The following is a 24,890-nucleotide window of genomic DNA, read 5'->3' on the forward strand; positions in this document are numbered from 1 at the left end:
GACAAACCACTATCGAAAGGATTCATCATGCCAGTCGCAAAAGCCCAAGCAGGCAAACAGCTCATCAACGGTAACGATCACACCCTGATCTTGATCGACCACCAATCCCAGATGTCCTTCGCCACCAAGTCCATCGACGCCACCGTCCTGCGCAACAACACGGCCCTGGTGGCCAAGGCGGCCCGCGAATTCAAGGTGCCGACCATCCTCACCACGGTGGCCGCCGAATCCTTCTCCGGCCCGATCTACGACGAGATCCAGTCCGTGTTCCCGGACCAGAAGCCCATCGACCGCACTACCATGAACACCTGGGAGGACCAGCGCATTGCCGACCGCGTGAACGAAATCGGCAAGGATCGCATCGTCATCGCCGGCCTCTGGACCTCGGTCTGCGTCGTTGGACCCGCGCTCTCCGCGCTGGACCAGGGCTTCGAAGTCTTCGTGATTACCGATGCCTCCGGCGATATCACGGACGAAGCCCACGAGCGCGCCGTGCAGCGCATGGTGCAGGCGGGCGCGCGTCCCATCACGTCCCTCCAGTACCTGCTCGAACTGCAGCGCGACTGGGCGCGCGGCGAAACCTACGACGAAACCGTGAAGACCTCGGTCGAACACGGCGGCGCCTACGGCCTGGGCCTGATCTACGCGAAGTCGATGTTCAACGCTTCCGAAGGCCACTGATTCGCGGTAGCATCGGGGCTCCTCCAATCAAATCAAAGGAATTTGGATGAGCCTTTACCGAAACCTCGTGGCGCTGGCGCTGGCATCGTCGATGTCGGGCGCCTTCGCCGCTCCCGATCTCTCCCAGCAGGTGGCCGATACGGAGCGCGCCTTTGCCGCCACCATGAAGGCGCGCGACCATGCCGCCTTCAAGTCCTTCCTCGCGGACGAGGCGATCTTCAACGCAGGACCGCGCGCGCTGCGCGGCAAGGAAGCCATCGCCGCCGCCTGGAAGCGCTATTACGACAGTCCGAACGCCCCGTTCTCGTGGGAACCGGACCAGGTGGAAGTGGTGGCCTCCGGCACGCTGGCCTATACCTCCGGCCCGGTCTACGACCCGAACGGCAAGGTGTTCAGCCGCTTCAATTCGGTGTGGCGGCTGGAGCCGGACGGCAAATGGCGCGTGGTGTTCGACCGCGGCGAACAGCTCTGCGACTGCAAGAAGCCCTGAAGCCTTACGCCGGTTCGGCGTGTTCGACCATCAACTGCACCTTGGTGGTGCCGTTGTATTCGTTCGCGTCGAGGCGGAAGGCGATGCGGGCGCGTTCGCTCAGGCCGTCCGTGCGGCCGAACCAGATGGCGTCGTAGCGCGCGCCATTTTTTTCCACCAGCAGCTTGAGGTGGCGCTCTTTCAGGATGCGCTGGCTCACCACGCGGAACTCGTCGCAGAACACAGGCGGGGCGAAGCCCTGGCCCCAGACCTGGCCGTCCATCAGTTCGATGAACTGGGTGGTGTAGTAGTGGTCTTCCAGCGGGCCGTCCGTTTCGATCACGCGCTCCAGCTGGTGGGCGCTGAGCAGTGAGCGGCCCACTTCCTCGAAGGCTTTGGAGAAAGCGTCGAAGGCTTCGGCGCGGATGCTGAGGCCAGCGGCCATGGCGTGGCCGCCGAATTTGTCGATCAGCGAGGGCGCGCGTTTGGACACCAGGTCCAGCGCATCGCGCAGGTGGAAGCCGGTGATGGAGCGCCCCGAGCCCTTGATCCAGCCATCGCCCGCCGGAGCGAAGGTGATGGTGGGGCGGTAGAACTTCTCCTTCAGGCGAGAGGCCACAATGCCGATCACGCCCTGGTGCCAGGTCTCGTCGAACACCGTAATGGTGGTGCTGCCTGCGGGCTCGAAGGCGTCCAGGTGCAGCATGGCCGTATCCTGCATCTCGGCCTCGATCTCGCGCCGCTGCAGGTTGATTTCGTTGAGCCGCTGCGCCAGCGCCCAGGCGCGGCCTTCGTCGTCCGTGATCAGGCATTCGATACCGAAGGACATGTCCTCCAGCCGCCCGGCCGCGTTCAGGCGCGGGCCCAGGGCGAAGCCCAGGTCGAACGGCGTCGCGCTGCGCGCCTGCCGTCCCGCGACGCGGAAGAGAGCGGCGATACCGGCGTGCATGCGGCCCGCGCGCATGCGCTTCAGGCCCTGCGCCACAAGAATACGGTTGTTCGAATCCAGCTTGACCACGTCCGCCACGGTGCCCAGGGCCACCAGGTCGAGCAGGGAATCCAGCTTGGGCTGGGTCTGGGCATCGAACGCGCCGCGGCGGCGCAGCTCCGCGCGCAGCGCCAGCAGCACATAGAACACCACGCCCACACCCGCCAGGTGCTTGGAGGGGAAGCCGCAGGCAGGCTGGTTCGGGTTCACGATGACGCGCGCGTCCGGCAGCTTCTCGCCGGGCAGGTGGTGGTCCGTCACCACCACGTCGATGCCGCGCCGCTTCGCTTCCTCAACGCCTTCGATGCTGGCGATGCCGTTGTCCACGGTGATGATGATGTCCGGCGACTTCTCGCGTGCCGTCAGGGCCACGATTTCCGGCGTGAGGCCATAGCCGTACTCGAAGCGGTTCGGCACGATGAAATCCACGTCCGCGCCCATGGCCCGCAGGCCGCGCAGGGCCGTGGCACAGGCGGTGGCGCCGTCGCAGTCGTAGTCCGCAACGATGACCATGCGCTTGCGCGCCGCGATGGAATCGGCCAGGAACACGGCCGCGGCGCCGATATGCAGCAGGCCGGGCGGAGGAATCAGGGCCGCCAGTTCGCTGGAAAGCTCGCGGGGATCGGTGAGGCCGCGCGAGGCATACAGGCGCGCGAGCACGGGGTGAACTCCCCCCTGGCGCAGCATCTCCGATTCGCGGAACGGGCAGGGGCGGATTGCAATACGGGTCATGTTGACAGCTTTTTCAGGTTCACCGGGCGCCAGAATCGGCGCAGCGACATTCTACCCGTTCGGAACTCCGTCCATCCATCGCGGTGGCTGAGGATCAGGGTCACTTCGTCGATGCGGCCAGCGCGCAGGGCCTCCAGCACGGGCGCGAACCATTGCTGGTCGAGGTCCTGCATGTTCAGCAGCCAGGAGGACCAGTCGCCCGACAGGCCTGCGTCCAGCAGCTGCGCCAGCACGGCGCTGCGGCCTTTCGCCAGCACGTCTTCCACCCGCGCATCCTGCAGCTTGCCGGAGGCGAGGGCGTTCATCCAGTCCGGCCCCTCGATCACGGCCAGACCCGATGGCGCAGCCGCTGCCGGCGCTGGCGAACCGGCCCACAGCCAGAAGGAGTTCACCGCTGGCAGCTTGCGGGCGGCGCGCGCCTCGTTGACGGGATGCTCGTGCCATAGCATCTGCACCTCGTTCTGCAGGCGGCGGAAGCTGCGGGCGGCGTCGCCCGTCGGCATCCAGTCTGCGAGGTTGACGCCGCTGGCGGCGTCCGGCGAGGCTGTGGCCAGCCCCGCCCATTCGTCGGCGCGCAGGAACCAGGTGTGGGCGTTTCCGTAAAGGAGGGTCTTGCCCTCGTCCGCGATCAGCTGCTGCACTGACTCGAAGAGGGTGCGCGAATCCGCTTCCTCCAGGCGCAGCTGGCGCGGGTCCTGCATTACCAGGTGGTTGCGCGCGATCTGCACATGGATGGGGTGGACGATGAACCAATGCCCGGCTTCCTGCTCCATGCCCATGCCGCGCATGACGGCGCTCGCCAGCGGCGCGCCCGGCGCCTGCGCCAGCCATGCCTCATGCGGCAGCACGCGGCTGTCCACGTCGAAAGGCACATATTGCTGGGATTTGTTGCGTGAGAGCAATGCCGCTAAAGAGGGGGCCTGCATGCTCCGAACCAGGTCCGGCGCGAACTCCGCGGGAGGAAGCCCGAAGGGCACGACAAGGGTAAGGGAAGCCATGCGGCATTGTAGTCGTCACCCGTGACCCATGAAAAGCTGTTTATATGGCAAACTGCGCACTTTCGCTATCGCAACACTGCCGCTTCGATGAGTTTTGTACAGAAATGGCCTTATGAATGGCTGGTCGGCCTGCGCTACACGCGCGCCGGGAAGCGTTCGGGCCGCAACAGCTTCATATCCTTCATCTCCGCCATTTCGATGGCGGGGATCGCGCTCGGCGTGGCGGCCCTGATCGTGGTGCTCTCGGTGTACAACGGCTTCCAGAAGGAGGTGACGCAGCGCATGCTGTCCGTGCTGGGCCACATCGAGATCTACCAGATGGGCGGGCCCATGGCGGACTGGCGCGCAACCGCGCGCGAGGCCTTCGCCAACCGCGAGGTGCGCGGCGCCGCGCCCTTCGTGGAAACCCAGGGCCTGCTGGCGCATGGCAGCGACGTGCTACGCCCCGCCGTGATACGCGGCATCCTGCCCGAGGAAGAGGCCAAGGTGTCCAACGTTATCGGCGCCATCAAGCAGGGCAGCTTCGGTGAACTGCGTCCCGGCTCCTTCAATATTGTGCTGGGCGTGGAGCTGGCCCGCGCGCTGGAAGTGAAGGTGGGCGGCAAGGTGGCGCTGGCTCTCGCGGAGGGCAGCGGCTCGACCGGCATGCGCACCTTCACCGTGGCGGGCATTTTCGAGGCCGGGCATAACGAGTTCGATTCGGCGCTGGCCTATGTGCATCTGGAAGACGGGCAGCAGCTCATCGGCCTTCCCGGCCCCTTCGGCCTGCGTCTGAAAGTGGCGGACATGCAGCGCGCTCCCGAAGTGGCGTTTGAACTGAAGCAGGCCATGCAGGGCAACCTGCTGATCCGCGACTGGTCCAAGCTGAATGCCAACTGGTTTGCCGCCGTGAAGACCCAGAAGCACATGATGTTCATCATTCTCACGCTGATCATCGCTGTCGCCGCCTTCAATCTGGTGGCAACGCTGGTGATGACGGTGACGGACAAGCAGGCCGATATCGCGATCCTGCGCACACTGGGCGCTTCGCCGCGCTCGATCATGAAGATCTTCGTGATCCAGGGTGCTCTCGTGGGCGTGATCGGCACCGCGCTGGGCGTATTGGGCGGCGTGCTGCTGGCCTGGAATGTGGACGTGATCGTGCCCGCCATCGAACGCCTGCTGGGCATGAAGTTCCTGTCCAAGGATATCTATTTCATCAGCGCCGTGCCGTCGGACCTGCGCTGGCCGGACGTGGCGGCCATTGGCGCAACGGCCATCGGCCTGTCCTTCGTGGCCACGCTGTACCCCAGCTGGTGGGCCGCGCGCGTGAAGCCCGCGGAAGCGCTGCGTTATGAGTGAGCTGCAATGAGTTTCGTGAAAAATCTGCCGTATGAGTGGCAAGTGGGCCTGCGCTATACCCGCGCGGGCAAGCGCAGCAGCCGCAACAGCTTCATCTCCTTTATCTCGCTGATCTCCATGGGCGGCATTGCGCTGGGCGTGTGCGCGCTCATCGTGATTCTCTCCGTGATGAACGGCTTCCAGAAGGACGTGACGGGGCGCATGCTCTCGGTGCTCGCCCATGTCGAGATCTTCGACAAGAACGGCGGGCTGCAGGACTGGCAGGCGCAGGAGAGGGCGGTGATGCGGAATCCCGCCGTGAAGGGCGCGGCACCGTTCTCGCCCATGCAGGCAGGCCTCATGCACGGGAACGAAGCCCTGCGTCCCGCCTTCGTGCGCGGCGTGCTGCCGGACCAGGAACCGAAGGTGTCGGACGTCGAACGCAATATCCAGGCGGGCAGCTTCATGGACCTGCGGCCGGGCGAATTCGGTATTGTGCTCGGCGTGGACCTGGCGCGTTCGCTGCAGGCAGGCGTCGGAGACAAGGTCACCATGATCCTGCCCCAGGGCGCGGTGACGCCTGCGGGAATGGTGCCGCGCATGCGCTCCTTCACGGTCAAGGGCATCTTCCACGCCGGCCACCAGGAGTTCGACTCCACCATGGCCTTCATCCATCTGCAGGACGCCCAGCGCATGCTGCGCATGGATGCGCCGTCCGGCCTGCGCCTGCGGCTGGACGACATGCACCGCGCCCCGCAGGTGGCGGAGGAGCTGAAGAAGGTGCTGCCGTCCAACCTCGAAGTGCGCGATTGGTCAAAGCTGAACGCAACGTGGTTTGCGGCAGTTCAAACCGAGAAGCGCATGATGTTCATTATTCTTACCCTGATCATCGCCGTGGCGGGCTTCAATCTCGTTTCCACGCTGGTGATGACGGTAACGGACAAGCAGCCAGACATCGCCATCCTGCGCACGCTGGGCGCGTCCCCAGGCTCGATCATGAAGATCTTTGTGATCCAGGGCGCGCTGGTGGGGCTGCTGGGGACCGCGCTGGGTGTGCTGGGCGGTGTGCTCATTGCCACCAATATCGACGTCATCGTGCCATTTATCGAAAATCTACTGGGAGTGCAGTTCTTGTCCAAGGATATCTACTACATCAGCACCGTTCCATCGGACATGCGCTGGCCGGACGTGGCGAAGATCGCCGCGCTGTCCGTGCTGCTGTCCTTCGTGGCGACCATGTACCCGAGCCGCTGGGCCGCCCGCGTAAAACCTGCGGAGGCGCTGCGCTATGAGTAACGCGATGAGCAATGGCGCGCCGGTGCTGGCCTGCCGCAACCTGGGCAAGATCTTCACGCAGGGCAGCTATTCGGTGCCGGTGCTGAAGGGGATCGACTTTGCCGTGCATCGCGGCGAGCGGGTGGCCATCGTGGGCGCATCCGGCTCCGGCAAATCGACCCTGCTGCACCTGCTGGGCGGCCTCGATACGCCGACCGGCGGCAGCGTGACCCTGCTGGACAAGGACCTCGCGAGCCTGAGCGAATCCGCGCGCGGCGACCTGCGCAACCGCTCGCTGGGCTTCGTCTACCAGTTCCACCACCTCCTGCCGGAATTCTCGGCACTGGACAACGTGGCCATGCCGCTGATGATCCGCCGCATGAAGCGCGCGGAAGCCGTGGAACAGGCGCAGCAGATGCTCGCGCGCGTCAACCTCGCCAAGCGCGTAAGCCACGTGCCGGGCGAGCTCTCCGGCGGGGAGCGCCAGCGCGTGGCGCTGGCCCGTGCGCTTGTCACCCAGCCCGCCTGCGTGCTGGCGGACGAACCGACCGGCAACCTCGATCACTCGACGGCGGAGCAGATCTTCGACCTGATGCTGGAGCTCTCGCGCACTCTCGGCACAGCCTTCGTGATCGTTACCCACGATCCCGAACTGGCCGGCCGCTGCGACCGCGTGCTGCGCCTGACCGACGAAGGCCTGCGCGCCGAATAGCCATGTGGATCGACACCCACTGCCACCTCGATGCGCACGAATTCCGCGGCGCCTCGCTGGAACGTGCCGCCGACGCAGGCGGAAAGGGAGTGTCGATGATCGTCATTCCCGCTATCGCTACGGGGAACTTCGAGGCGGTGCGGGAGCTGGCGCATGCGGCGCCGAATGCCTGCTACGGCCTCGGAATCCATCCCATCTGCGTTCCGCAGGCCACCGATGAGGACCTGCTGCGCATGCGCGAGCAGGTGGGCAGAGCGATGGACGATCCCTGTTTCGTCGCCATCGGCGAAGTAGGGCTCGACTTCTTCATCCCCATGCTGTGCGAGCCGGCCATGCGCGAGAAGCAGATCCACTTCTTCCGCGAGCAGCTGCGCATTGCGCGCGATTTCGGCCTGCCCGTGCTCACGCACGTTCGCAAGTCGCAGGACCAGGTGCTCAAGCATGTGCGCCAGATACCGCCAGCCGGTGGCATCGCCCATGCCTTCAACGGGAGCTTCCAGCAGGCGCAAGGCTATATCGATGCAGGCTTCAAGCTCGGCTTCGGCGGCAACGTGACATTCACGCGCGCCTTGCAGATTCGCCGGCTAGCCTCCGAACTGCCACTGTCCTCCATCGTCATGGAGACGGATGCGCCGGATATCGCGCCCTCATGGATACATCCTGGCGTGAATACGCCTGACCAGATTCCCGGCATCGCCCAGGTGGTGGCCGACCTGCGCGGCATCCCGCTGCACGAAGTGGAATCGGCCACCACCGCCAGCGCGCAGGAAATCATGCCCCGGCTGCGACAGCTGCTGCCGGCATAAACAGAGCGGGGCCGCGCGCCCCGGACGAAGGAGGCGGCTGCATGCGTTGCACGGTCCTCGGCTTCATTGGCGGCGCCTGGCTCCTGCATACGCAGGCGGAACTGCCGCCGTACGCTTTCCCGATGCTTCTGGCAGCGCTGCCCTTGCTGTGGGCTGCGCAGTATGCTTCCGGCATGCGCCATCTGGTGCGCGGTGCGGCTGGGGCGCTGCTGGGATTTGGCTGGGCCGCCATTGTTGCGCAGGCAGCGCTGGCGCCGTCGGTGCCGCTGGAAGATGAGGGGCGCGACCTTCTTATCGTGGGCACCGTCGACAGCCTGCCGAACCGCTTCAGCCAGGGCGAGCGCTTCAACTTCGCTGTCGAGCGCGTGCTGACGCCGAATGCCCTTGTCCCACCCAGGCTGGCCCTGTCATGGTACGCGGGCTTTCGCGGCGATCCGCAGCCGGTTGGCGACGTTCAGCCGGGTGAGCGCTGGCAACTGAAGGTGCGGCTTCAGCGCCCGCACGGCAACGCGAATCCGTATGGCTTCGACTACGAGCTGTGGCAGCTGGAGCAGGGCGTGCGCGCGACCGGCTACATACGCGCTGAGGGCGATAACCGCCGCCTTGACAGCTTTGTGCCCACGCTGCACAACGTGATCGAACGCTGCCGGGCCTCGCTGCGCGACCGCATCCGGCGCATACTGAAAGACCATCCGTATGCAGGCGTGATCGTTGCGCTGGTGGTGGGCGACCAGCGCGCCATCGACCAGTCGGACTGGGTGATCTTCAACCGTACCGGCATCAGCCACCTGATCTCCATCTCCGGGCTGCACATCACGATGATGGCGGGCATGGCGGCATTCCTCACGTCCTGGTTCTGGCGCAAGTCGCTGCCGGGCCGCCGCATGCAGCTCTCGCTGATCCTTCCGGCAAGGAAGGCTGCCGCAATCAGCGGCATGGCGGCAGCGCTGGCGTACGTGCTGCTGGCTGGCTTCGGCGTTCCCGCCCAGCGCACCCTCTACATGCTTGCGGTGGTTGCCGTGGCGGTTTGGCTGGACCGCACCGCGAGCATCTCCCACGTTCTGGCATTGGCGGCAGGCGTGGTTGTGCTGTTCGATCCCTGGGCCGTGATGTGGCCGGGATTCTGGCTCTCCTTCGGCGCGGTGGCGATCATCCTGTACGCGTCCGTGGGCCGCACATCGCTGCACAAGACGATGCGGCCAGCGGACCTGGACGGCCAGGGGCCGTACCCGGAACGCGGCGCACCCCTGCCGCGAGGCAGGCGCCTGTTGGCCAACCTGCGCGCCGCCGTGAACACCCAGTACGCGATCACGCTGGGACTCGTGCCGCTGACCATGCTCCTGTTTGCGCAGATATCCATCGTCAGCCCCCTGGCCAATGCCATCGCCATTCCGCTCGTCAGCCTGCTGGTGACGCCGATGGCGCTCGCGGGCAGCATCTTGCCGGAAGTGCTGGCCCACCCTCTGCTGACGGGAGCCCACGAACTGGTGCGAGGGTTGGCCGCGGTGCTGGAATGGTGCAGCGGCCTTCGCTGGGCCGTGTGGGCCGCCCCCGCGCCGCCCTGGTGGCTCTTCCTCTGGGCGCTGTTCGGCACCCTCTGGCTGCTCGCGCCGCGCGGCTGGCCAATGCGCTGGCTGGGCCTCGCGACGTGGCTGCCCTTGCTGTTCGCGGAGCCGGACCATCCGGGCGAAGGCGAACTGCGGGTGACCGCGTTCGATGTGGGGCAGGGTATGGCATTGCTGGTGGAGACCAGCGGCCACCGGCTGCTGTACGACACGGGACCGCAATATTCCCTCGAATCGAACGGCGGCAACCGCGTGATCCTGCCTTACCTGCGCGCGCGCGGCATCGGCAATCTGGATGGCATGGTGGTGAGCCACAGCGACAGCGATCACGTTGGCGGCGCGGCGGCGATTCTGGCGAGCGTACAAACGGGCTGGCTCCTCTCGTCCCTGGGCCCCAGTCACCCGGTAGCGAAGGCAGCGCCAAAGCACATGCGCTGCGAGGCCGGGCAGCACTGGACCTGGGACGGTGTGCGCTTCGAGGTATTGCATCCCCAGCCGGACAGCTACAGGCAGGCTTCCCTGAAGTCGAACGCGCGCAGCTGCACGCTCAGAATTGTGGCCGCGTCGGGCACGGTGCTGCTGCCGGGGGATATCGAGGCGCCCCAGGAACAGGAGCTGCTGGCGCGGATGCCGCAAGGTATGAAGGCGGACGTGCTGCTGGCGCCCCATCACGGCAGCGGCACTTCCTCCACGCCCGCCTTCCTGGCGGCAGTGTCGGCGGACAGCGCCATTTTCCAGGTCGGGCACAGGAACCGCTATCGCCATCCAAAGCCGGAAGTGGAGGAGCGATACCGCCAGCGGGGAACTGCCATTCTGCGAACGGACAAGGCAGGCGCGGTGACCGTCGATATCGGCACTGGAATCGCTGTCAGCGAATACCGCAGCGAGCACGCCCGCTACTGGTATGGGCGTTAGGGAACCAGCACCTTGGAGAAACGCAGGCTGCTGCGTTCGTAGCCCAGCCGGTCGTAGAAAGCATGCGCGTCGAGGCGGCGCACATTGCTGGTAATTTCCATCAGCTCGCAGCCTTCCTGCGCCAGGCGGCGTTCGGCGGCTTCCACCAGGGAGCGTCCGATGCCGCTGCCGCGCAGGGATTCGTCCACGATCAGCGCATTGATGCGTCCCACTGGGTAAGGGCGGTGCAGCACCGTCATGCGGTGCAGGACCGCCACTGCGGCGACGGAACCGTCTTCGTCCAGGGCAACCAGGGCGCTGTTGCCCTCCTGCCGCCAGGCTGTCCATTTGGCGGAAATGATATCCGTATTGGTTGAGTGGCCGAGCGCCGTGAGCAGGCGCGCGATGGCGGGTGCGTCGCTTTCGATGGCGTCGCGGATGATGAGGGCAGGTGCGGTCATCCGTCCATTGTAGCTGCGAATTAGAGCGTTCATACCAGATTTTCAAGGCCGATCTCCCTACAATGGCCCTTCATGAGCAAACCGAAACTCCATTTTGCGCACGCAAACAGCTATCCGGCGGGGACTTACCGGGCCTATTTCGAGCACCTGGGCCGGGATTTCGATATTCAGGCCCTGGACATGCACGGCCAGAATCCGGCCTATCCCATCGACGACGGCTGGCGTTCGCTGGTCGATGAGCTGATCGCGGAGCTGGAAAGCCGCTACAGCGAGCCAGTGATCCTGGTCGGCCATTCGCTGGGCGGCATGCTGAGCCTCATGGCGGCGGCCAAGCGCCCGGACCTGGCGCGCTGCGTCCTGATGCTCGATTCACCCGTGGTTGCGGGCTGGCGCGCTTTCCTCTGGCGCGTCGTCAAATGGCTGAAGCGCGAAGACCGCTTTTCGCCATCCCAGTTCTCCGTCCGCCGCCGCAACCAGTGGCCGGATGCGCAGGCAGCGCACGAGCATTTCGCCGCCAAGGATATCTTCGCGGCCTGGGCGCCGGGTGTGCTGGAGGACTATATCGAACATGGCCTGATGCCCCATCCCGAAGGCGTGCAGCTGCGCTTCCCGCGCGAGAGCGAGACGGCCATCTACCGCACCTTGCCGCACCATGTGGGCAGCCTGCTGAAAAACGGGCTGGAAGTCCCCGTCAGCTATATCGCGGGCAGCCAGTCCGAGGAGAACCGCTTGGCCGGACTGGCCAATACCCGCGCCCTGGTCGGCCATCATTTCCGCATGGTGGAAGGCGGGCACCTGTTCCCGATGGAAGATCCGGCCCTGGCTGCCCGGCTCACGCGCGAATTGATCTGCGAGATGATCGGCCTCGAACTGGAGCTCTGCCGGAGCGGGGAAGCGTTGCGCCGCGCCTGAATTCGCGTAAAATCCAGCGAATTGGTCTGCACCGCGAGGTGCGGACTTCCTGCAACCAGAGAAAATGCCTTTGCGATGACGATTAAGAGCGACAAATGGATACGCCGGATGGCGGAAGAGCATGGAATGATCGAGCCTTTCGAATCGGGCCAGGTACGCGCGGCCGACGGCCGCAAGGTGATCTCCTACGGCACCTCCTCGTATGGCTACGACATCCGCTGCGCCGACGAATTCAAGGTCTTCACCAACATCAACAGCACTATCGTCGACCCGAAGAATTTCGATTCGAACTCCTTCGTGGACGTGAAGAGCGATGTCTGCATCATTCCCCCGAATTCCTTCGCGCTGGCGCGCACCATCGAATACTTCCGCATTCCGCGCAATGTGCTGACCGTCTGCCTCGGTAAATCGACCTACGCGCGCTGCGGCATCATCGTGAACGTGACGCCTTTCGAGCCCGAATGGGAAGGCTATGTGACGCTGGAGTTCTCGAACACCACGCCGCTGCCCGCGAAAATCTATGCTGGCGAAGGCTGCGCCCAGGTGCTGTTCTTCGAAAGCGACGAGGTATGCGAAACCTCGTACAAGGACCGCAACGGCAAGTACCAGGGCCAGCACGGCGTGACCCTGCCGAAGGCGTAAGTCCTTTCAGGCGAGCGGCAGCGCGATCTCCACGCGCAGGCCGCCGCCATCGCGGTTGGCGGCGCTGATCGTGCCGCCATGCTGCTGCACCACCTGCTGCGCAATGGCGAGGCCAAGCCCGTGGCCTTCCACGTCTTTTTGCGTGCCTTCGCTGCGGTAGAAGGGCTGGAAGATGGCCGCGAGGTCCTGGGCGGCCACGCCTGGACCCCGGTCCAGCACCCTCACGCGCAGCTGCTCCGCATCCGTTTCCATTTCCACCACCACCGTTTCGCCCAGGGGGCTGTGCTTGATGGCGTTGCGCACCACGTTTTCGATGGCGCGCGCCAGCAGGTCCGGCTTGCCGAGGATGATGACGGCGCCTTCGCCATGCTGCTCCAGCCTGCGCCCGTGGGTGGCGGCCTCGAACTGTGCATCGTCCAGCAGCTGGCCAAGCAGTTCGGCCATGTCGATGTCTTCCTTGCCCTCATCGAGAGCACCGGATTCCAGGCGCGCCAGCGTGAGAAGCTCGCCCACCAGCTTGTCCATGCGAATGCTTTCGCGCTCGATGCGTTCCATCGACGCCAGCATCTTTTCCGGCTGCTGGTTTGCGAGGCCGATGGCGGCCTGCAGGCGTGCCAGCGGCGAGCGCAGTTCGTGCGACACGTCGTGCATCAAGCGCGTCTGCGCGTCCATCAGGCTGCGCAGGCGGCCCGTCATGCGGTCGAAATCGCGGCCCAGGTCCGAGAGTTCGTCGCCGCCCTTGAGGCCGAGTTGCGCGAAGCGCGGCGCCAGGTCGCCACCGGATGCCGCCTCGAAAGCCTGGCGCAGGGAGCGGATGGGGCGTGCGAAATACCATGCCAGCAAAGCCGCGAAGACCAGGCTTGCCAGCACGGCTGCGGCCAGGGGAATGAAGGGCGTGAGCGGCTGGAAGCGCGGACGGGGACCATCCGGGCCGCCCGGGCCATCGGGCGGAGGCTGTGAAGAGCTGTCCGGGGGAGGGGGCGGCCGTTCGCCGCCGAACTCGCGTTGAGCGCCCGGCATGGGGAGCCCTGCGCCCGCGATCAGGGGGCGCGCATCGCCGCCCAGCGGTCCGCGCTGCCGCTCGTGGGCAGGCAGGAACAGAATATAGCGCTGTCCATCGGGCGTTGTGAGGCGGCGCACGGCGCGCTCGTCGCCTTTTTCCAGCAGCAGCCTGGCTTCAGCCAGCGAGTTCGGTTTGACGATACGCCCCAGCAGCTCCTTGCCCTGCTCATCGACCGCAAAAACGCGGTGGCGGTCCATGTTCTCCAGCAGTTCGCGCAGCGCGTCCGTACCGCCGTGGCGCAGCGTGGCCGCAGCCGATTCGATGGCCAGCTCGGCGGGCGGTCCCATGTCCAGATCCGGCTGCCGCGCCTTGTCCGCTTCGCGGTTCTTGAGCCACACGGCGCCGCCGATGGCCACCGTGGCCGCAATCTGCGCCAGCAGGATGGAAAGGAAGAACTTCCAGAACAGCCGTCCCACGGCTCACTCCTTTATCAGCTGGTAGCCGAGGCGGTACACAGTCTGGATGCATGAACGGCCGTCGGCCACGGTGCCCAGTTTTTGCCGCAGGCTGCTCAGGTGCACGTCGATATTGCGGTCGAAGCGCGCCATGGGGCGGCCCAGGCCCTGGTCGGACAGGGTGTTCTTGCTCACCGGTTTACCCGCGTTACGCGCCAGCACTTCCAGCAGGTTGAACTCAGTGCTGGTGAGTTCCACTTTTTCGCCAGCCCAGGTGACGCGGCGCTGTTCCGGCCACATCACGAGCTGCCCGACCGCCAGCTGCGCCGGGCCATTGCTCTCGCCCGCAGGCGCCTGCGTACGGCGCAGGATGGCGCGGATTCGGGCGGTCAGCTCGCGCGGTGTGCAGGGCTTTGTAACGTAGTCGTCGGCTCCCAGCTCAAGGCCCACGATGCGGTCCGTATCGTCGCCGCGTGCCGTCAGCATCAGGATAGGCATATTGCTCGCGGCGCGGATGCGGCGCAGCGTTTCCAGGCCGTTCATGCGCGGCATCATCACGTCCAGAACGGCGATGGCGTACTGGCCGCTCAGCGCCGCCGTGGCGCCAGCCAGGCCGTCGTGGGCGGCCATGACCTCGAAGCCTTCCTGCTCCAGGTACTCCTGGAACATGGCCACGAGCTCGACATCGTCGTCTATCAGCAGAACCTTGCTCATTGCGCAAACACGTAAGAATGATGCGGCCATCATAGCAAACCGCAGCGTGCGGACGGCGGCAATTTACCCGGTTTTACATGGCGTCTTTACATGGTTTTACCTCGCACTAACCGCGCTTTACATGGGGCGGCCGGAGAATGAAGCTTCCAACATTTCTCAAGGACTCCATCAAATGAACAAGACGAGACAAGGATTGCATGGCCTGCTGCTGGCCGCAGCCATCGCCATGCCGCTCGCCGCACTGGCAGATACAGATGCGGACGACGCACCGGTGCCGCCAGGCCCGCGGGCCCGCCATGCCGGCCCGGCGGACGGTCCGGAAGCCCCCGGACCACGCGGCTTTGCTCCGCCTCCCTTCCCGGGCATGGCCACCGAACCCCCATTCATGCGCGGCCTGGAGCTGACGGAAGCCCAGCAGGACCAGGTATTCGCCATCCTGCATGGCCAGATTCCCTACCTGCGCGAACAGGGCAAGGCGCACCAGAAGGCCGAGCGCGCCCTGGACGCCATGCATAACGAGGGAAGGTTCGACGAGGCGGCCGCCGCCAAACTGGCGCATGCCTCGGCCCAGGCCATGGCCAATATCACCATGCAGCAGCTGCGCACCGAGCAGAAGCTGCTGGCCGTACTCACGCCCGAGCAGCGCAAGCAGCTGCAGGAGCGTAAATCGCTGCGCATGCCGATCCGTCCGGCCGCGCCACCGGCATAAGGAGAGACACATGGAAGTCCATGATCACGGCCTCGCAGCCGACCTGGAAGCGATGATGAAAATGACAACGAAGCGCCGCCAGTCGCTGCGCATGCTGCTCGCAGGCGCGGCGGCGCTGCCCCTGGTGGGCTGCGGCGGCGGTTCTTCGGACAGCTCCACCTCGTCCACCAGCAGCGGCACGGCCTCCACCGGCGCCACCAGCACGCCAACTACGAGCACGACGACGCCAACTACTGGCACGACGACCACGACCACAACGACCACCACCGGCTCGTGCACGGTCATTCCCGAGGAAACGGGCGGTCCCTACCCGGGCGACGGCACGAACAGCAACAGCAGCGGTGTGGTCAACGTGCTCACGCAAACGGGCGTGGTGCGCAGCGATATCCGCAGCAGCTTCAATGGCATGAGCGGGACGGCGGCAGGGGTGCCGCTGACGATCAGGCTGCACATCCTGAATGCGAACGCCAGCTGCGGCGCGGCGGGCAACTTCGCCGTCTACCTGTGGCATTGCGACCGGGAGGGGCGCTACTCCCTGTACTCGAGCGGAGTGACGAATCAGAACTACCTGCGCGGTGTGCAGGAGGCGGACGCGGACGGAAATGTGAGCTTTACGACCATCTTCCCCGGCTGCTATGACGGCCGCATGCCGCACGTGCACTTCGAGGTCTACCAGTCGCTGGCGAAGGCGGCCAGCGCTTCGAACCGCATCAAGACGTCGCAGTTCACCTTCCCTATGGCGACCCTGAACGAAGTCTACGCAAGCACCGGTTACGGCACGTCGGCCACGAACCTGTCGCGCATCAGTTATGCCACCGACAACATCTTCAGCGACGGCTACTCGCTGCAGCTGGCCACCATGAGCGGCAACGCCACGGACGGCTATGTCGCCACACTGACGCTGGCAGTGGCCGCCTGACCTTTCCTTTCCAACGGCCCGCCGCGAAATCCATTTCGCCGGGCCGCATCCCATTTCGCCGCCGCGCGAAGTCCTTTTCGTCCAACGCAGCGCCCACCCCGGGCAGGCTCCCTGGCATGCCGTTTGCACTACCCCTGTCGTGAAATCGGCAAGGAGCAGGCATGGACCGTCTTACCAGTTATCGCCCGGAGCTTGAGCTGGCGCCCGCAGGGGAAAGCGCCGCGTGGCGCGACGCCAGCCTTGGCCAGGCCACCGATCTGCTGGCCGCGATCCGCGAAGGGCGGCTCCAGCCCATGATGCGGCGCTTCGCGCCGGGCCTGGCCGATGTCCTTGTGCCATTGGCAAAACGCGTGCTGTCTTCCGGCCCCGCCGCGGGCCGCATGCTCGGCATGGAGCTCGAAGGCCTGAGCTCCGAAGACCGCGAACTCGAAACGGCGCGCCAGTTCATGCGCTTTGCGGGGCTCGCGCGCCGCCGCGCAAGGCAGGCGGCGCGCGGCGACCCGCGCCAGGTGAGGAAGGCGGCGCTCGCGCTGGCCGCACGCCAGCATGCGCCGGGCCTCCTGCCCACAATCTTTTCCATCATGGAGCGGGACACCGCTCCTCCATCCGCAGTCTCAACAAATAGGGAGCACATCATGCACGACATTGACCGCACCACCCTGGAATTCGGTAACGAAACCTCGAACTACGAAGGGGAGTACGAGTTCGGCGAAGCCGAATGGGGCGGCGAGATGGGGCAGCAGAGCATGCTGACCGAAGCAGAGGAAATGGAACTGGCGAGCGAGCTGCTGTCGGTCACCAACGAGGCGGAGCTGGAGCAGTTCCTGGGCGGCTTCCTGAAGAAGGCGGCATCGTTCGCGGGTGACGTGATCCGTTCGCCGGTCGGCAAGGCCATTGGCGGCGCCTTGAAAGGAGTCGCCAAAAAAGCGCTGCCGCTGGCGGGCGGCGCTATCGGCGGCTACTTCGGCGGCCCGCTTGGCGCCAAGATCGGCAGCGGCCTCGCATCTGCCGCGGGCAGCGCGCTGGGCCTGGAGGCCGAGGGCGAAATCCACGGCGAGGACCGCGAGTTCGATGGCGCCCGTACTTTCGTCAAGCTGGCCGCCGATACCGTGAACCGCGCTGCACAGGCGCGCGGCGGCGATCCGCGCCAGATCGCGATGCAGGCCGCCACTGCGGCAGCTCGCCAGTATGCGCCCGGCCTGCTGGCCAGGGCAGGGCAGCAGGGCGGCCAGTCCGGCAGCCAGCAAGGCGGCATGGGCGGCATGGGCGGCCGCATGCAGGGCGGCGGCCAGGGCGCCATGCGCAGCAGCGGCGGGCGCTGGATGCGCCAGGGCCGCAAGATCGTCCTCTACGGAGTCTGAACGCAATGAGCCCCTACGCCGCCTGGATGCTGGAGCAGGAAGGGCGCTCGCTGCTCACGCGGCTGGCGCGCCTGCAGCCCTTCGCCCTGATCGAGCCGATGGTGCCTGCGGCAGCCCTGCTGCCTGCGGCGCAGCAGGGCATCGAACGGCAGCTGGCAACGGGACGGCGCGAGCTGCGCGCCATGGTGCGCGGCTTCCTGCGCTGGCTGCGCAGTGCGGCGGGGCGCCGTTCCACGGCGGCCGATGCCCAGCGCCGTTTCACGTTCCTGCGCATGAAGTTCAACGCGGCGCTGATCCAGTTCGACCTGTTCAACGACGTGGTGACACAGCGCAGCGAACACCGCAACGGGGTCTGGCTGGCAGGGCTCGACATTGCCTCCACCGATGCGCTGGCCATCCCCGGCGGGTATTACGCCTCGCCGCCGGTGGCCTGCTACCTGGACCGGGGCCCCGGCGCAGCCATCCGCCGCGCCCGTACCCGCTTGCCGGGCGGGGGCCTGAATCCGGTGGCGATCATCAGGGTGCCCCGCGAGCGCATGGTGGGCGCAAGCATCGCTTCGTCGCTATTCCATGAGGTGGGCCACCAGGGCGCCGCCCTGCTGGACCTGGTGAATTCCCTGCGTCCCGTGCTGCATGCCTTGCAGGGCGGCGGAACGGGTCCGGCGCGGGTCTGGAAGCTGTGGGAGCGCTGGATCTCGGAAATTGTGGCCGACTTCTGGTCGGTGGCGCGGGTTGGCGTGGCAGCGACACATGGACTGATCGGAGTGGTCAGCCTGCCGCGCATTTTCGTCTTCCGCATCAACATCGACGACCCGCATCCGGTGCCATGGATCCGCGTGCTGCTCAGCTGTGCGATGGGCGACAAGCTGTTCCCCCATCCCCAATGGCGGCGCATGGCGCGGCTCTGGGAGTCCTTCTACCCGCTTGACGGACAGCCGCCCGGAGAGCGGGAGCTGCTGCTCGAGCTGCGCGCCTCGCTGCCGGCCCTGGCCGGGCTGCTGGCCAATCACCGGCCTGCGGCGCTGCGCGGCGCATCGCTGCCCCAGGCGCTGGCGGTGGCGCGCCGCACCCCCGCCTACCTTGGCCTGCTGTTCCGCCTCTGGCAGCGCAAACCCGAACGCATGTACGCCGCCGCGCCGGTGCTGGTATTCGCCGTCATCGGCCAGGCCAGGGCGGATGGAAACGTGAGCCCCGAAGTGGAAAGCGTTCTGCTGGGGCGCCTGCTGGCCCACTGGGCACTTCGCAATTCTTTGACTGAACTCTAAGGAGAATCTCATGGCTAACAGTAACAAGAAGGCGCCGCCCATCGATCGTGGCAGGATCCTGGTCACCGTGTCCGTCCAGCTTCGGAATGGCTTCAGGGTGCCGCTCGTTCATGCAAAACTGCTGCTGGTGGTGGCGAGGGACCCCGCGGCCAAACCGAATGCGGCCGCACTGAGGGAGCTCGTGCAAGCCGGGCTGGTGGCGCAGACGCATTCCGGTCCCGACGGCCGGGCCTCGTTCGACCAGCTGCCCTTGCCCCTGGCGGCGGCTGGCGTGATGGAACCGAACTATTGGGTGGTGCTCGACAACGTCACGCCTTTCGAGAACGACGACACCGTGATCTGCGAACTGGCTACGATAGCCCCTGGCGAGCGCATGGGAACCGCCGACCTGGTACTGGTTCCGGATGTGAAGCTGGACGTCATGTTCTTTGCCAATGGCGATAAGCGTTCGCGCGCCCATGGCCTGGTGGGCGACACCTTGTGGGTCACCACCCAATACATGCGTCACCGCACAGGCAAGACGCCTTCTCCGCACCGGCCCCTGCCGGGCATGCGCGCGGTGGCCGTTCCTCCGCTGAGCGCAGTCGATGGGGAAGGTTTCGAGCTGCATTCCGTGCTTGGATCGGTGGGCAGGGTCGAGGCGGCGGCGGACATCTACCTGGAGCCGCGCGGCCTGGACCTCCATGCGCCGAACCCAAACGATGGGGCCCATTTCCGCATCTCGGAACCCGTGATCGTGGACAGCCCGAACCCCGTGCCCGTGAATGGCGACATCACGACCCATGCGGCCCGCACCGAGGCTGAATTCCGTCCGGCGATCGCACACTGGATGCTGATCAGGAACAGCACGGAGGCGCTGCAATTCAATAACTACAAGCTTTTCATGGACCGCCTGTTCTGCGAGGATGGCGCCAGCCGGACGCCGGAGGCGCGCGCCTTCCGCTCGCTGGAAAAGCGCCGCTTCCTGCCGTTCAACGATACCGATTCCTACCGCGTGCTGAAGGCCGCAACGGAAGCCTATGTGATGGTGAACTGCGGCATCCTGCGCCGGCCCTTCGACTTCCGTCCGGTGGACGATGCCGAGTATTTGGACCGGCGCGACCTCCCGGAGGACCGCAAGCTGGAAGAGGAGCTGCTGCAGCGCTACCTGGCGTCGGCCGATCCCGATATCCAGACCTTGCCTTACCTGGCGCTGATCCGTAACAAGCTGCCGGACGTGCGCGTGCATATCGACCATGGCCACGCCCACGACGTGGAGCTGTGCGCGGGCTTCATCCGCGACCGCCTGGAGAATCCCTGCCTGATGGAGCTGATCTGGTGCTACTGGCAGGAAGAAGGGATGCTGGTGCAATCGATGAACGCCATCACGCGCCGCTTCCAGAACGTGCGCTCGAACATGAGCGGCACCGGCCAGGATCCGCTGGCCAACATGGAAATCGACATGCTGCGCCCGCTGAACAACCTGCTGTGGGGCTATGTGCAGGACGAGCAGCACCGCCTGACTGTCGTACGCCGCAACTACGAGTACGACCACCACTACGGCATCCGGCTGGACGGCAAGGCGGTGCGCAACTTCCACCCCGCGGACAGCCGTTCCAAGTTCATCGAGGCCTTCCACAACCTGCTGCGCCAGCTGATGCCGTTCTACCGCCAGGACGACGACACCACCGTGAAAGCCGATGCCTTCCCTATCCTGAACGCGCTGAAGGAAGTGCACCTGATCCTCTCGCAAGGCGCCCACAACCAGTACGGCGACCTGCCGTCCACCGCGCGCATCGAAATGCTGATGCAGCAATGGATGCTGGCGCGCCCCGAGTTCCGCGAGTTCCTGCCGACGCGCCTGATGGTGGCCTATCCCGAGCCGTGGATGGACCGCGTGGACGCGATGAAGAAGGTGCAGGGCTGGAACGACACCAGCGTTGCGCACTTCCGCGACCTGGCCATGTTCGGCGAGATGCTGCTGCTGTCGATCCGCACGACCGAGTGGCACAGCCTCTACGAGCCGAATGACGCCTTTGCCTGGGCGCGCTTCTGGCGGCCGCAGGTTCAGGGCTATATCCACGCCTACCGCGCGGCGACCGGTGTCGACCTGTCCAGCGAAATCGCGAATCCGAAGCTGGAGGCCACCATGCCGTCGGTGCTGCTGCGCGAGCGGCTGGAAGCCATGCCGCGTACCGCATAAGGCTTGTGTGGGCGCGGACTTCACCAGTGCGCTCTACCTCGGCATGCGGCATCCGGTGGCCGCCTTGCGGCCGTGGAGTGCGCTCACGCTTGGCAAGCCGGCGGCCCTGGAGCCGGCGCCGGGCGAAGCGGCCCTCGGCGCCGAACTGGCCGCGCTGATGGATTGCGAGGCGGCGTGCCTGATGCCGTCGACGCTGCACCTGTTCTGGGACCTGTTCGGCTGGTTGCGGGCGAAGCCGGTCGCCGTGCTGGTCGATGCGGCAGCCTATCCGGTCGCGCGCTGGGGCGCCGCAGCGGCGGGTGTGGCGGTGCAGGCCTTCCGGCATGGCGACGCTGCCCGTGCGCTGGGGGCGGCGCGGCGCTGGCGCAACGCGGGCCTGCGCCCGCTGCTGCTGGCGGACGGCTACACGCCAGGCGACGGCGCGGCGCCGCCGCTGGCCGCCTACGCCGAGATTGCCGAAAGCGTGGGAGGCTTGCTGCTGCTGGACGATACGCAGGCCCTGGGCGTGCTTGGGCCGCGCGGCGGCGGCTCCGTAGCGGGCCATGGCCTTGCCGGTGCGCCGGTACTGTCCGGCGCCTCGCTGGCAAAGGGCTTTGGAGCGCCGCTGGCAGTGCTGGCCGGGCCGCGCGAGGCGCTGGCCGGATTCGAGGCGGCCAGCCAGTGCCGGCTGCATTGCAGCCCGCCCTCGGTTGCCGCGATTGCCGCGGCGGCGCATGCGCTGGAGTGCAACCGCCGCACCGGCGACATGCTGCGCCAGCGCCTGCAGCACCGCATTGTGCAGCTGCGGGCACTGTTCAAGACGCGGGGCTTGAAGCTCCACGGAGGCAGTTTTCCGGTGCAGCGGCTTGCCCTCGCGCCCAGCTCAGGGGCGGCGCTGCATTCCCGGCTCTCGCAGGCCGGAATAGAAGTACTGCTGCAAGGGACGCGGGCAAAGCCCGTGCTGACAATGCTGCTGCGCGCCGACCATGGAGCCGCCGAGATTGCGCATGCCGCAAGAACGATCACACAACTTCTGGAGGTGCAGCATGTTTGAGATTCTTGAATTCGAATGGCGGCCACGGGGCGCCTTCAGAATGCCTCGCACCCCGCGGCTGCGTCCGCGCCGCCCGCCGCAGCCGCGCCCGGTCTTCGGCCTCTGGCCGTACCGCGTGCCGGTGATCGAAACGCTGCCGTGGCCGGAAGAGGAGCCCGACGAGGAACTGCCGGCAAAGCTGAGCGATGGCGTGCAGCGCATGCCGCCCTCCTTGCAGCCGGTGTTCGACTTTATCGGAACGCTGGAGAATGCGGCCACGCACGAGAAGGCCAAGGGCCCGGGCCTGTACTACTTCGAATTCGTCGCCATGCGGCGCAGGCGGGCCTACAGCGGCGAGTCGGGCAACCTGGCCAAGCGCCTCAAGCAGCACCGCCAGCGCGCCATCATGATGGGTTTGAATCCCAGGTTCATCAAGGTCTATGCCTCGGACGGCCCCAAGGACCAGGAAACGCGGCGGAAGCAGGAAAAGGCGCTGCATAAGGTGATGTTCGAGCATCACAAAGGCTTCCTGACCAACCAGAACCTCGAAATGGAGTTCGCGTGCGGCTGCCCGCGCTGCAAGGCTTCGCTGGCCGCGCTGCGTGCCCACGCTCCGGGCTAGGGGCAGCCATGATCATCGACTGCCATTGCCACGCGGGGCCGGGCGACGGCTTGACCGGCCCCTGGGACAGCAACGCGGGGCTGGGCCGCTATGCCCGGCGGGCGCGCGAAGCGGGCATCGGCCGCACGGTGCTCCTGGCAGCCTTCCACAGCGACTATGCCCGTGCCAATGCGGCCGTGGCCCGCCTTGTCGCGGCAGAGCCGGAGCGCTACCTCGGTTTCGCCTTCGTGCACGCCAGGCGCGATGCGGGCCGCATTGCTGCAATGGTGCGGACGGCGGTGGAGGAATACGGCTTCAGGGGCATCAAGCTGCACCGGCACGACGCGCCCATCACCGGCGAGGTGTGCGAAGTGGCGCAGCATTTCGGCCTGCCCGTGCTCTACGATCCGGTGGGCGCGACCTCGGTCGCCGAGCTGCTCGCCGTCCAGTACCCGCGGGTGAACTTCATCCTGCCGCACCTGGGCAGTTTCGCCGACGACTGGGCCGCGCAGCAGGCGCTCATCGCCCCGCTGGCGCGGCACCGCAACATTCATACCGATACCGCAGGCGTGCGCCGTTTCGACCTGCTGGAGGAGGCGGTGCGGCGTGCGGGCGCCCACAAGGTGCTGTTCGGCTCCGACGGGCCCTGGCTGCATCCAGGCGTCGAACTGGAAAAGATCCGCCTGCTGCGCCTTGGCGCGGGCGACGAAGCCCTGGTCCTGGGCGGCAACCTGCTTCGGCTGATCGGCGCCTAGTCAGCCCGCCTGGCCCGCGCGCGCCTTGCGCCGCAGCTGCAAGGTGCGGTCGGTGACGCCCAGGCGCAGGGCGGCGCGCTGATTGTTATCGCCTTCCTGTTCCAGCACGAGCTGGATCGCCATATCCGACGCCGCCTGGCCGATGCGCGCCAGGCCTATGCCCATGTCCACCGCATGGCGGATGGCGTCGGCGAACCGTCCGTCCGGCCAGGTGGGCGCGCCGCTGCGGCGTTCCTCGGGCGGCACATCGCCGATCGTGATCGGCCCCGGTCCCGTGTGGCGGTGCCAGATGCGCGCCACGGTCTGGCGCAGGTCGCGCACATTGCCGGGATAACTGCGCGTGAGCAGGTACTGGCGTACCGCAGGATCGAGTTCATGCCCGCCGCCGCCCAGCTGCTTCAGGAAATGCCGCACCAGCGGCAGGATATCTCCCGGCCGCTCGCGCAAGGGCGGCGTGCGGCAGCACCACGCGGCAATGCGGTAATACAGGTCGGCCCGGAAGGCGCCGCGCTGCACTTCGGATTCCAGGTCGCGGTTGGTGGCGCACACCAGGCGGAAGCTGGCGGGGTGCCAGTCGTTGCTGCCCACGCGCTTGTACTGCCGCTCCTGGATCACCCGCAGCAGCTGCGCCTGCAGCGGCAGCGGCAGTTCGCCCACTTCGTCGAGAAACAGCACGCCGCCGTTGGCCGACGCGAACGCCCCGTCGCGCGAGCTGTAGGCGCCGGTGAACGCGCCGCGCTCATGGCCGAACAACTCGCTGCCTGCCAGTTCCGGTGAAAGGGTGGTGCAGTCAAGCACGGTGATGTCGCCATTGCCGCCGCCCAGGTGGGCGATGGCCTGCGCGATCAGGTCCTTGCCAGTGCCGGTTTCGCCCGTGACCAGTACGGGCGACTCGGTAAAGGCGGCTACTTCCACCACGCTGCGCACCAGGGCGCGCCATGCCGGGCTTTCTCCCACGAGCGTGTCGCGCACCCTGGCGCTGGCGGCCAGCCTGTCCAGCGCCTGCCAGCGTTCAAGGCGCGCGCCTGCCTGCAGGGCCACGCTGTCCGGCGCATCGGCCAGCAGCAGGTCCGCGGCGCCGGCTTCCAGCACGGACCACATGGAGTCGGCCGACAGCGCGGGCGGCGCGGTGCACACCGCCAGCACCGGCACGCCGGAAGATGCGGCATTGCGCACAAGTTGCGCCGCTTCCGCGTCCCACGCGCCGAAGAGGGCGATGACCGCGGCGGGAGAAGGAGCAGTGGCTATTCCTATGCAAGCGAATGCCGAATGCAAGGCCTGCCGGGTCCCTTGTGCAACGTCGCTGCTGGCAATGATGCTGATGGCGTGCTGCATTGCAGACTCGCTTCGGGGCAGGGCTCGGGGCAGGCTGGAAAGCCACTATATCGCCTTGCGGCGGCACCATGCTTTGAGCACGCGCAAACGAAAAAGCCCGCGGCGATGCGCGGGCTTGCTCGGA

Annotated in this window: 23 protein-coding genes; 17 read left to right on the forward strand and 6 right to left on the reverse strand. The window is 66.4% G+C overall.

Going from position 1 to position 24,890, the window contains the following annotated elements:
- The first annotated feature begins 27 nt into the window (after window positions 1-27).
- Window positions 28-681 carry a hydrolase gene (locus tag LSQ66_RS08125; protein WP_231769285.1) on the forward strand — a complete coding sequence of 218 codons (654 nt, stop codon included), beginning with the start codon at window positions 28-30 and terminating at the stop codon, window positions 679-681.
- Between the two features lie 46 nt (window positions 682-727).
- Window positions 728-1,171, forward strand: a complete 444-nt coding sequence (locus LSQ66_RS08130) for a YybH family protein (protein WP_231769286.1) — start codon at window positions 728-730, stop codon at window positions 1,169-1,171.
- A 4-nt stretch (window positions 1,172-1,175) separates the two neighbouring features.
- On the opposite strand, the gene recJ is transcribed toward LSQ66_RS08130, so the two are convergent.
- Window positions 1,176-2,870, reverse strand: coding sequence for a single-stranded-DNA-specific exonuclease RecJ (gene recJ / locus LSQ66_RS08135; RefSeq protein WP_231769287.1), 1,695 nt, complete (start codon window positions 2,868-2,870; stop codon window positions 1,176-1,178).
- Entirely contained in the window at window positions 2,867-3,868 is a 1,002-nt protein-coding gene (locus LSQ66_RS08140; RefSeq protein ID WP_231769288.1) for a hypothetical protein, read from the reverse strand. Before LSQ66_RS08140 ends, recJ begins: the two co-directional genes overlap by 4 nt.
- Window positions 3,869-3,955: 87 nt before the next feature.
- Between LSQ66_RS08140 and LSQ66_RS08145 the strand changes: the two genes are divergently transcribed.
- The 5 genes from LSQ66_RS08145 to LSQ66_RS08165 are packed head-to-tail and all read left to right on the forward strand — an operon-like array spanning window position 3,956 to window position 10,461.
- Window positions 3,956-5,209, forward strand: coding sequence for a lipoprotein-releasing ABC transporter permease subunit (locus LSQ66_RS08145; RefSeq protein ID WP_231769289.1), 1,254 nt, complete (start codon window positions 3,956-3,958; stop codon window positions 5,207-5,209).
- 6 nt (window positions 5,210-5,215) lie between these two features.
- Entirely contained in the window at window positions 5,216-6,484 is a 1,269-nt protein-coding gene (locus tag LSQ66_RS08150) for a lipoprotein-releasing ABC transporter permease subunit (RefSeq protein WP_231769290.1), read from the forward strand.
- Window positions 6,477-7,175, forward strand: coding sequence for a lipoprotein-releasing ABC transporter ATP-binding protein LolD (lolD, locus tag LSQ66_RS08155; protein ID WP_231769291.1), 699 nt, complete (start codon window positions 6,477-6,479; stop codon window positions 7,173-7,175). Before LSQ66_RS08150 ends, lolD begins: the two co-directional genes overlap by 8 nt.
- Window positions 7,176-7,177: 2 nt before the next feature.
- Complete coding sequence (locus LSQ66_RS08160; RefSeq protein WP_231769292.1) at window positions 7,178-7,981, forward strand: TatD family hydrolase; 804 nt, start codon at window positions 7,178-7,180, stop codon at window positions 7,979-7,981.
- 41 nt (window positions 7,982-8,022) lie between these two features.
- Window positions 8,023-10,461 carry a DNA internalization-related competence protein ComEC/Rec2 gene (locus LSQ66_RS08165; protein WP_231769293.1) on the forward strand — a complete coding sequence of 813 codons (2,439 nt, stop codon included), beginning with the start codon at window positions 8,023-8,025 and terminating at the stop codon, window positions 10,459-10,461.
- On the opposite strand, the gene LSQ66_RS08170 is transcribed toward LSQ66_RS08165, so the two are convergent.
- Entirely contained in the window at window positions 10,458-10,934 is a 477-nt protein-coding gene (locus LSQ66_RS08170; RefSeq protein WP_231769294.1) for a GNAT family N-acetyltransferase, read from the reverse strand. The genes LSQ66_RS08165 and LSQ66_RS08170 overlap by 4 nt on opposite strands.
- Window positions 10,935-10,973: 39 nt before the next feature.
- Here LSQ66_RS08170 and LSQ66_RS08175 point away from each other — a divergent pair, with 39 nt between their 5' ends.
- On the forward strand, window positions 10,974-11,813 hold the full coding sequence (locus tag LSQ66_RS08175; RefSeq protein WP_231769295.1) for an alpha/beta fold hydrolase: 840 nt from the start codon (window positions 10,974-10,976) through the stop codon (window positions 11,811-11,813).
- Window positions 11,814-11,888: 75 nt separating this feature from the next.
- A complete protein-coding gene (gene dcd / locus LSQ66_RS08180; protein ID WP_231769296.1) occupies window positions 11,889-12,455 on the forward strand; it encodes a dCTP deaminase in 567 nt (188 codons plus the stop codon).
- Window positions 12,456-12,461: 6 nt separating this feature from the next.
- Here the strand turns inward: dcd and LSQ66_RS08185 are convergent, their stop codons facing one another.
- Entirely contained in the window at window positions 12,462-13,934 is a 1,473-nt protein-coding gene (locus tag LSQ66_RS08185) for an ATP-binding protein (RefSeq protein WP_231769297.1), read from the reverse strand.
- Window positions 13,935-13,937: 3 nt separating this feature from the next.
- Complete coding sequence (locus LSQ66_RS08190; RefSeq protein WP_231769298.1) at window positions 13,938-14,627, reverse strand: response regulator transcription factor; 690 nt, start codon at window positions 14,625-14,627, stop codon at window positions 13,938-13,940.
- A 172-nt stretch (window positions 14,628-14,799) separates the two neighbouring features.
- Between LSQ66_RS08190 and LSQ66_RS08195 the strand changes: the two genes are divergently transcribed.
- The 8 genes from LSQ66_RS08195 (at window position 14,800) to LSQ66_RS08230 (ending at window position 23,431) form a co-directional block, all read left to right on the forward strand.
- On the forward strand, window positions 14,800-15,336 hold the full coding sequence (locus LSQ66_RS08195) for a Spy/CpxP family protein refolding chaperone (protein ID WP_231769299.1): 537 nt from the start codon (window positions 14,800-14,802) through the stop codon (window positions 15,334-15,336).
- A gap of 10 nt (window positions 15,337-15,346) precedes the next feature.
- Window positions 15,347-16,255, forward strand: coding sequence for a dioxygenase family protein (locus LSQ66_RS08200; protein WP_231769300.1), 909 nt, complete (start codon window positions 15,347-15,349; stop codon window positions 16,253-16,255).
- Window positions 16,256-16,416: 161 nt separating this feature from the next.
- The gene (locus LSQ66_RS08205) at window positions 16,417-17,616 is read left to right on the forward strand and encodes a hypothetical protein (protein WP_231769301.1); all 1,200 of its coding nucleotides are present in this window, start codon (window positions 16,417-16,419) and stop codon (window positions 17,614-17,616) included.
- A gap of 5 nt (window positions 17,617-17,621) precedes the next feature.
- The gene (locus LSQ66_RS08210; protein ID WP_231769302.1) at window positions 17,622-18,881 is read left to right on the forward strand and encodes a hypothetical protein; all 1,260 of its coding nucleotides are present in this window, start codon (window positions 17,622-17,624) and stop codon (window positions 18,879-18,881) included.
- A gap of 10 nt (window positions 18,882-18,891) precedes the next feature.
- Complete coding sequence (locus tag LSQ66_RS08215; protein WP_231769303.1) at window positions 18,892-21,063, forward strand: hypothetical protein; 2,172 nt, start codon at window positions 18,892-18,894, stop codon at window positions 21,061-21,063.
- 7 nt (window positions 21,064-21,070) lie between these two features.
- Window positions 21,071-22,096 carry an aminotransferase class I/II-fold pyridoxal phosphate-dependent enzyme gene (locus LSQ66_RS08220; protein WP_231769304.1) on the forward strand — a complete coding sequence of 342 codons (1,026 nt, stop codon included), beginning with the start codon at window positions 21,071-21,073 and terminating at the stop codon, window positions 22,094-22,096.
- The gene (locus LSQ66_RS08225) at window positions 22,089-22,697 is read left to right on the forward strand and encodes a hypothetical protein (RefSeq protein WP_231769305.1); all 609 of its coding nucleotides are present in this window, start codon (window positions 22,089-22,091) and stop codon (window positions 22,695-22,697) included. The genes LSQ66_RS08220 and LSQ66_RS08225 overlap by 8 nt, the downstream gene beginning before the upstream one ends.
- A gap of 8 nt (window positions 22,698-22,705) precedes the next feature.
- Window positions 22,706-23,431 (forward strand): amidohydrolase family protein, encoded by a 726-nt coding sequence (locus LSQ66_RS08230; protein ID WP_231769306.1) that lies wholly within the window; start codon window positions 22,706-22,708, stop codon window positions 23,429-23,431.
- On the opposite strand, the gene LSQ66_RS08235 is transcribed toward LSQ66_RS08230, so the two are convergent.
- A complete protein-coding gene (locus LSQ66_RS08235; protein ID WP_231769307.1) occupies window positions 23,432-24,766 on the reverse strand; it encodes a sigma 54-interacting transcriptional regulator in 1,335 nt (444 codons plus the stop codon).
- Window positions 24,767-24,890 lie beyond the last annotated feature (124 nt).

It is taken from the genome of Massilia endophytica (assembly GCF_021165955.1).
GTDB classification, from domain to species: Bacteria; Pseudomonadota; Gammaproteobacteria; order Burkholderiales; family Burkholderiaceae_D; genus Rugamonas; species Rugamonas endophytica.

Excerpts from the sequence above, each read along its gene's own strand:
- LSQ66_RS08210 (WP_231769302.1), top strand. The coding sequence starts at position 17,622 with ATGAGCCCCTACGCCGCCTGGATGCTGGAGCAGGAAGGGCGCTCGCTG.
- recJ (WP_231769287.1), bottom strand. The coding sequence starts at position 2,870 with ATGACCCGTATTGCAATCCGCCCCTGCCCGTTCCGCGAATCGGAGATG.
- LSQ66_RS08195 (WP_231769299.1), top strand. The coding sequence starts at position 14,800 with ATGAACAAGACGAGACAAGGATTGCATGGCCTGCTGCTGGCCGCAGCC.
- LSQ66_RS08200 (WP_231769300.1), top strand. The coding sequence starts at position 15,347 with ATGGAAGTCCATGATCACGGCCTCGCAGCCGACCTGGAAGCGATGATG.
- lolD (WP_231769291.1), top strand. The coding sequence starts at position 6,477 with ATGAGTAACGCGATGAGCAATGGCGCGCCGGTGCTGGCCTGCCGCAAC.
- LSQ66_RS08130 (WP_231769286.1), top strand. The coding sequence starts at position 728 with ATGAGCCTTTACCGAAACCTCGTGGCGCTGGCGCTGGCATCGTCGATG.
- LSQ66_RS08160 (WP_231769292.1), top strand. The coding sequence starts at position 7,178 with ATGTGGATCGACACCCACTGCCACCTCGATGCGCACGAATTCCGCGGC.
- LSQ66_RS08205 (WP_231769301.1), top strand. The coding sequence starts at position 16,417 with ATGGACCGTCTTACCAGTTATCGCCCGGAGCTTGAGCTGGCGCCCGCA.
- LSQ66_RS08225 (WP_231769305.1), top strand. The coding sequence starts at position 22,089 with ATGTTTGAGATTCTTGAATTCGAATGGCGGCCACGGGGCGCCTTCAGA.
- LSQ66_RS08150 (WP_231769290.1), top strand. The coding sequence starts at position 5,216 with ATGAGTTTCGTGAAAAATCTGCCGTATGAGTGGCAAGTGGGCCTGCGC.
- LSQ66_RS08175 (WP_231769295.1), top strand. The coding sequence starts at position 10,974 with ATGAGCAAACCGAAACTCCATTTTGCGCACGCAAACAGCTATCCGGCG.
- LSQ66_RS08145 (WP_231769289.1), top strand. The coding sequence starts at position 3,956 with ATGAGTTTTGTACAGAAATGGCCTTATGAATGGCTGGTCGGCCTGCGC.
- LSQ66_RS08215 (WP_231769303.1), top strand. The coding sequence starts at position 18,892 with ATGGCTAACAGTAACAAGAAGGCGCCGCCCATCGATCGTGGCAGGATC.
- LSQ66_RS08170 (WP_231769294.1), bottom strand. The coding sequence starts at position 10,934 with ATGAACGCTCTAATTCGCAGCTACAATGGACGGATGACCGCACCTGCC.
- dcd (WP_231769296.1), top strand. The coding sequence starts at position 11,889 with ATGACGATTAAGAGCGACAAATGGATACGCCGGATGGCGGAAGAGCAT.
- LSQ66_RS08165 (WP_231769293.1), top strand. The coding sequence starts at position 8,023 with ATGCGTTGCACGGTCCTCGGCTTCATTGGCGGCGCCTGGCTCCTGCAT.
- LSQ66_RS08235 (WP_231769307.1), bottom strand. The coding sequence starts at position 24,766 with ATGCAGCACGCCATCAGCATCATTGCCAGCAGCGACGTTGCACAAGGG.
- LSQ66_RS08190 (WP_231769298.1), bottom strand. The coding sequence starts at position 14,627 with ATGAGCAAGGTTCTGCTGATAGACGACGATGTCGAGCTCGTGGCCATG.
- LSQ66_RS08140 (WP_231769288.1), bottom strand. The coding sequence starts at position 3,868 with ATGGCTTCCCTTACCCTTGTCGTGCCCTTCGGGCTTCCTCCCGCGGAG.
- LSQ66_RS08230 (WP_231769306.1), top strand. The coding sequence starts at position 22,706 with ATGATCATCGACTGCCATTGCCACGCGGGGCCGGGCGACGGCTTGACC.
- LSQ66_RS08125 (WP_231769285.1), top strand. The coding sequence starts at position 28 with ATGCCAGTCGCAAAAGCCCAAGCAGGCAAACAGCTCATCAACGGTAAC.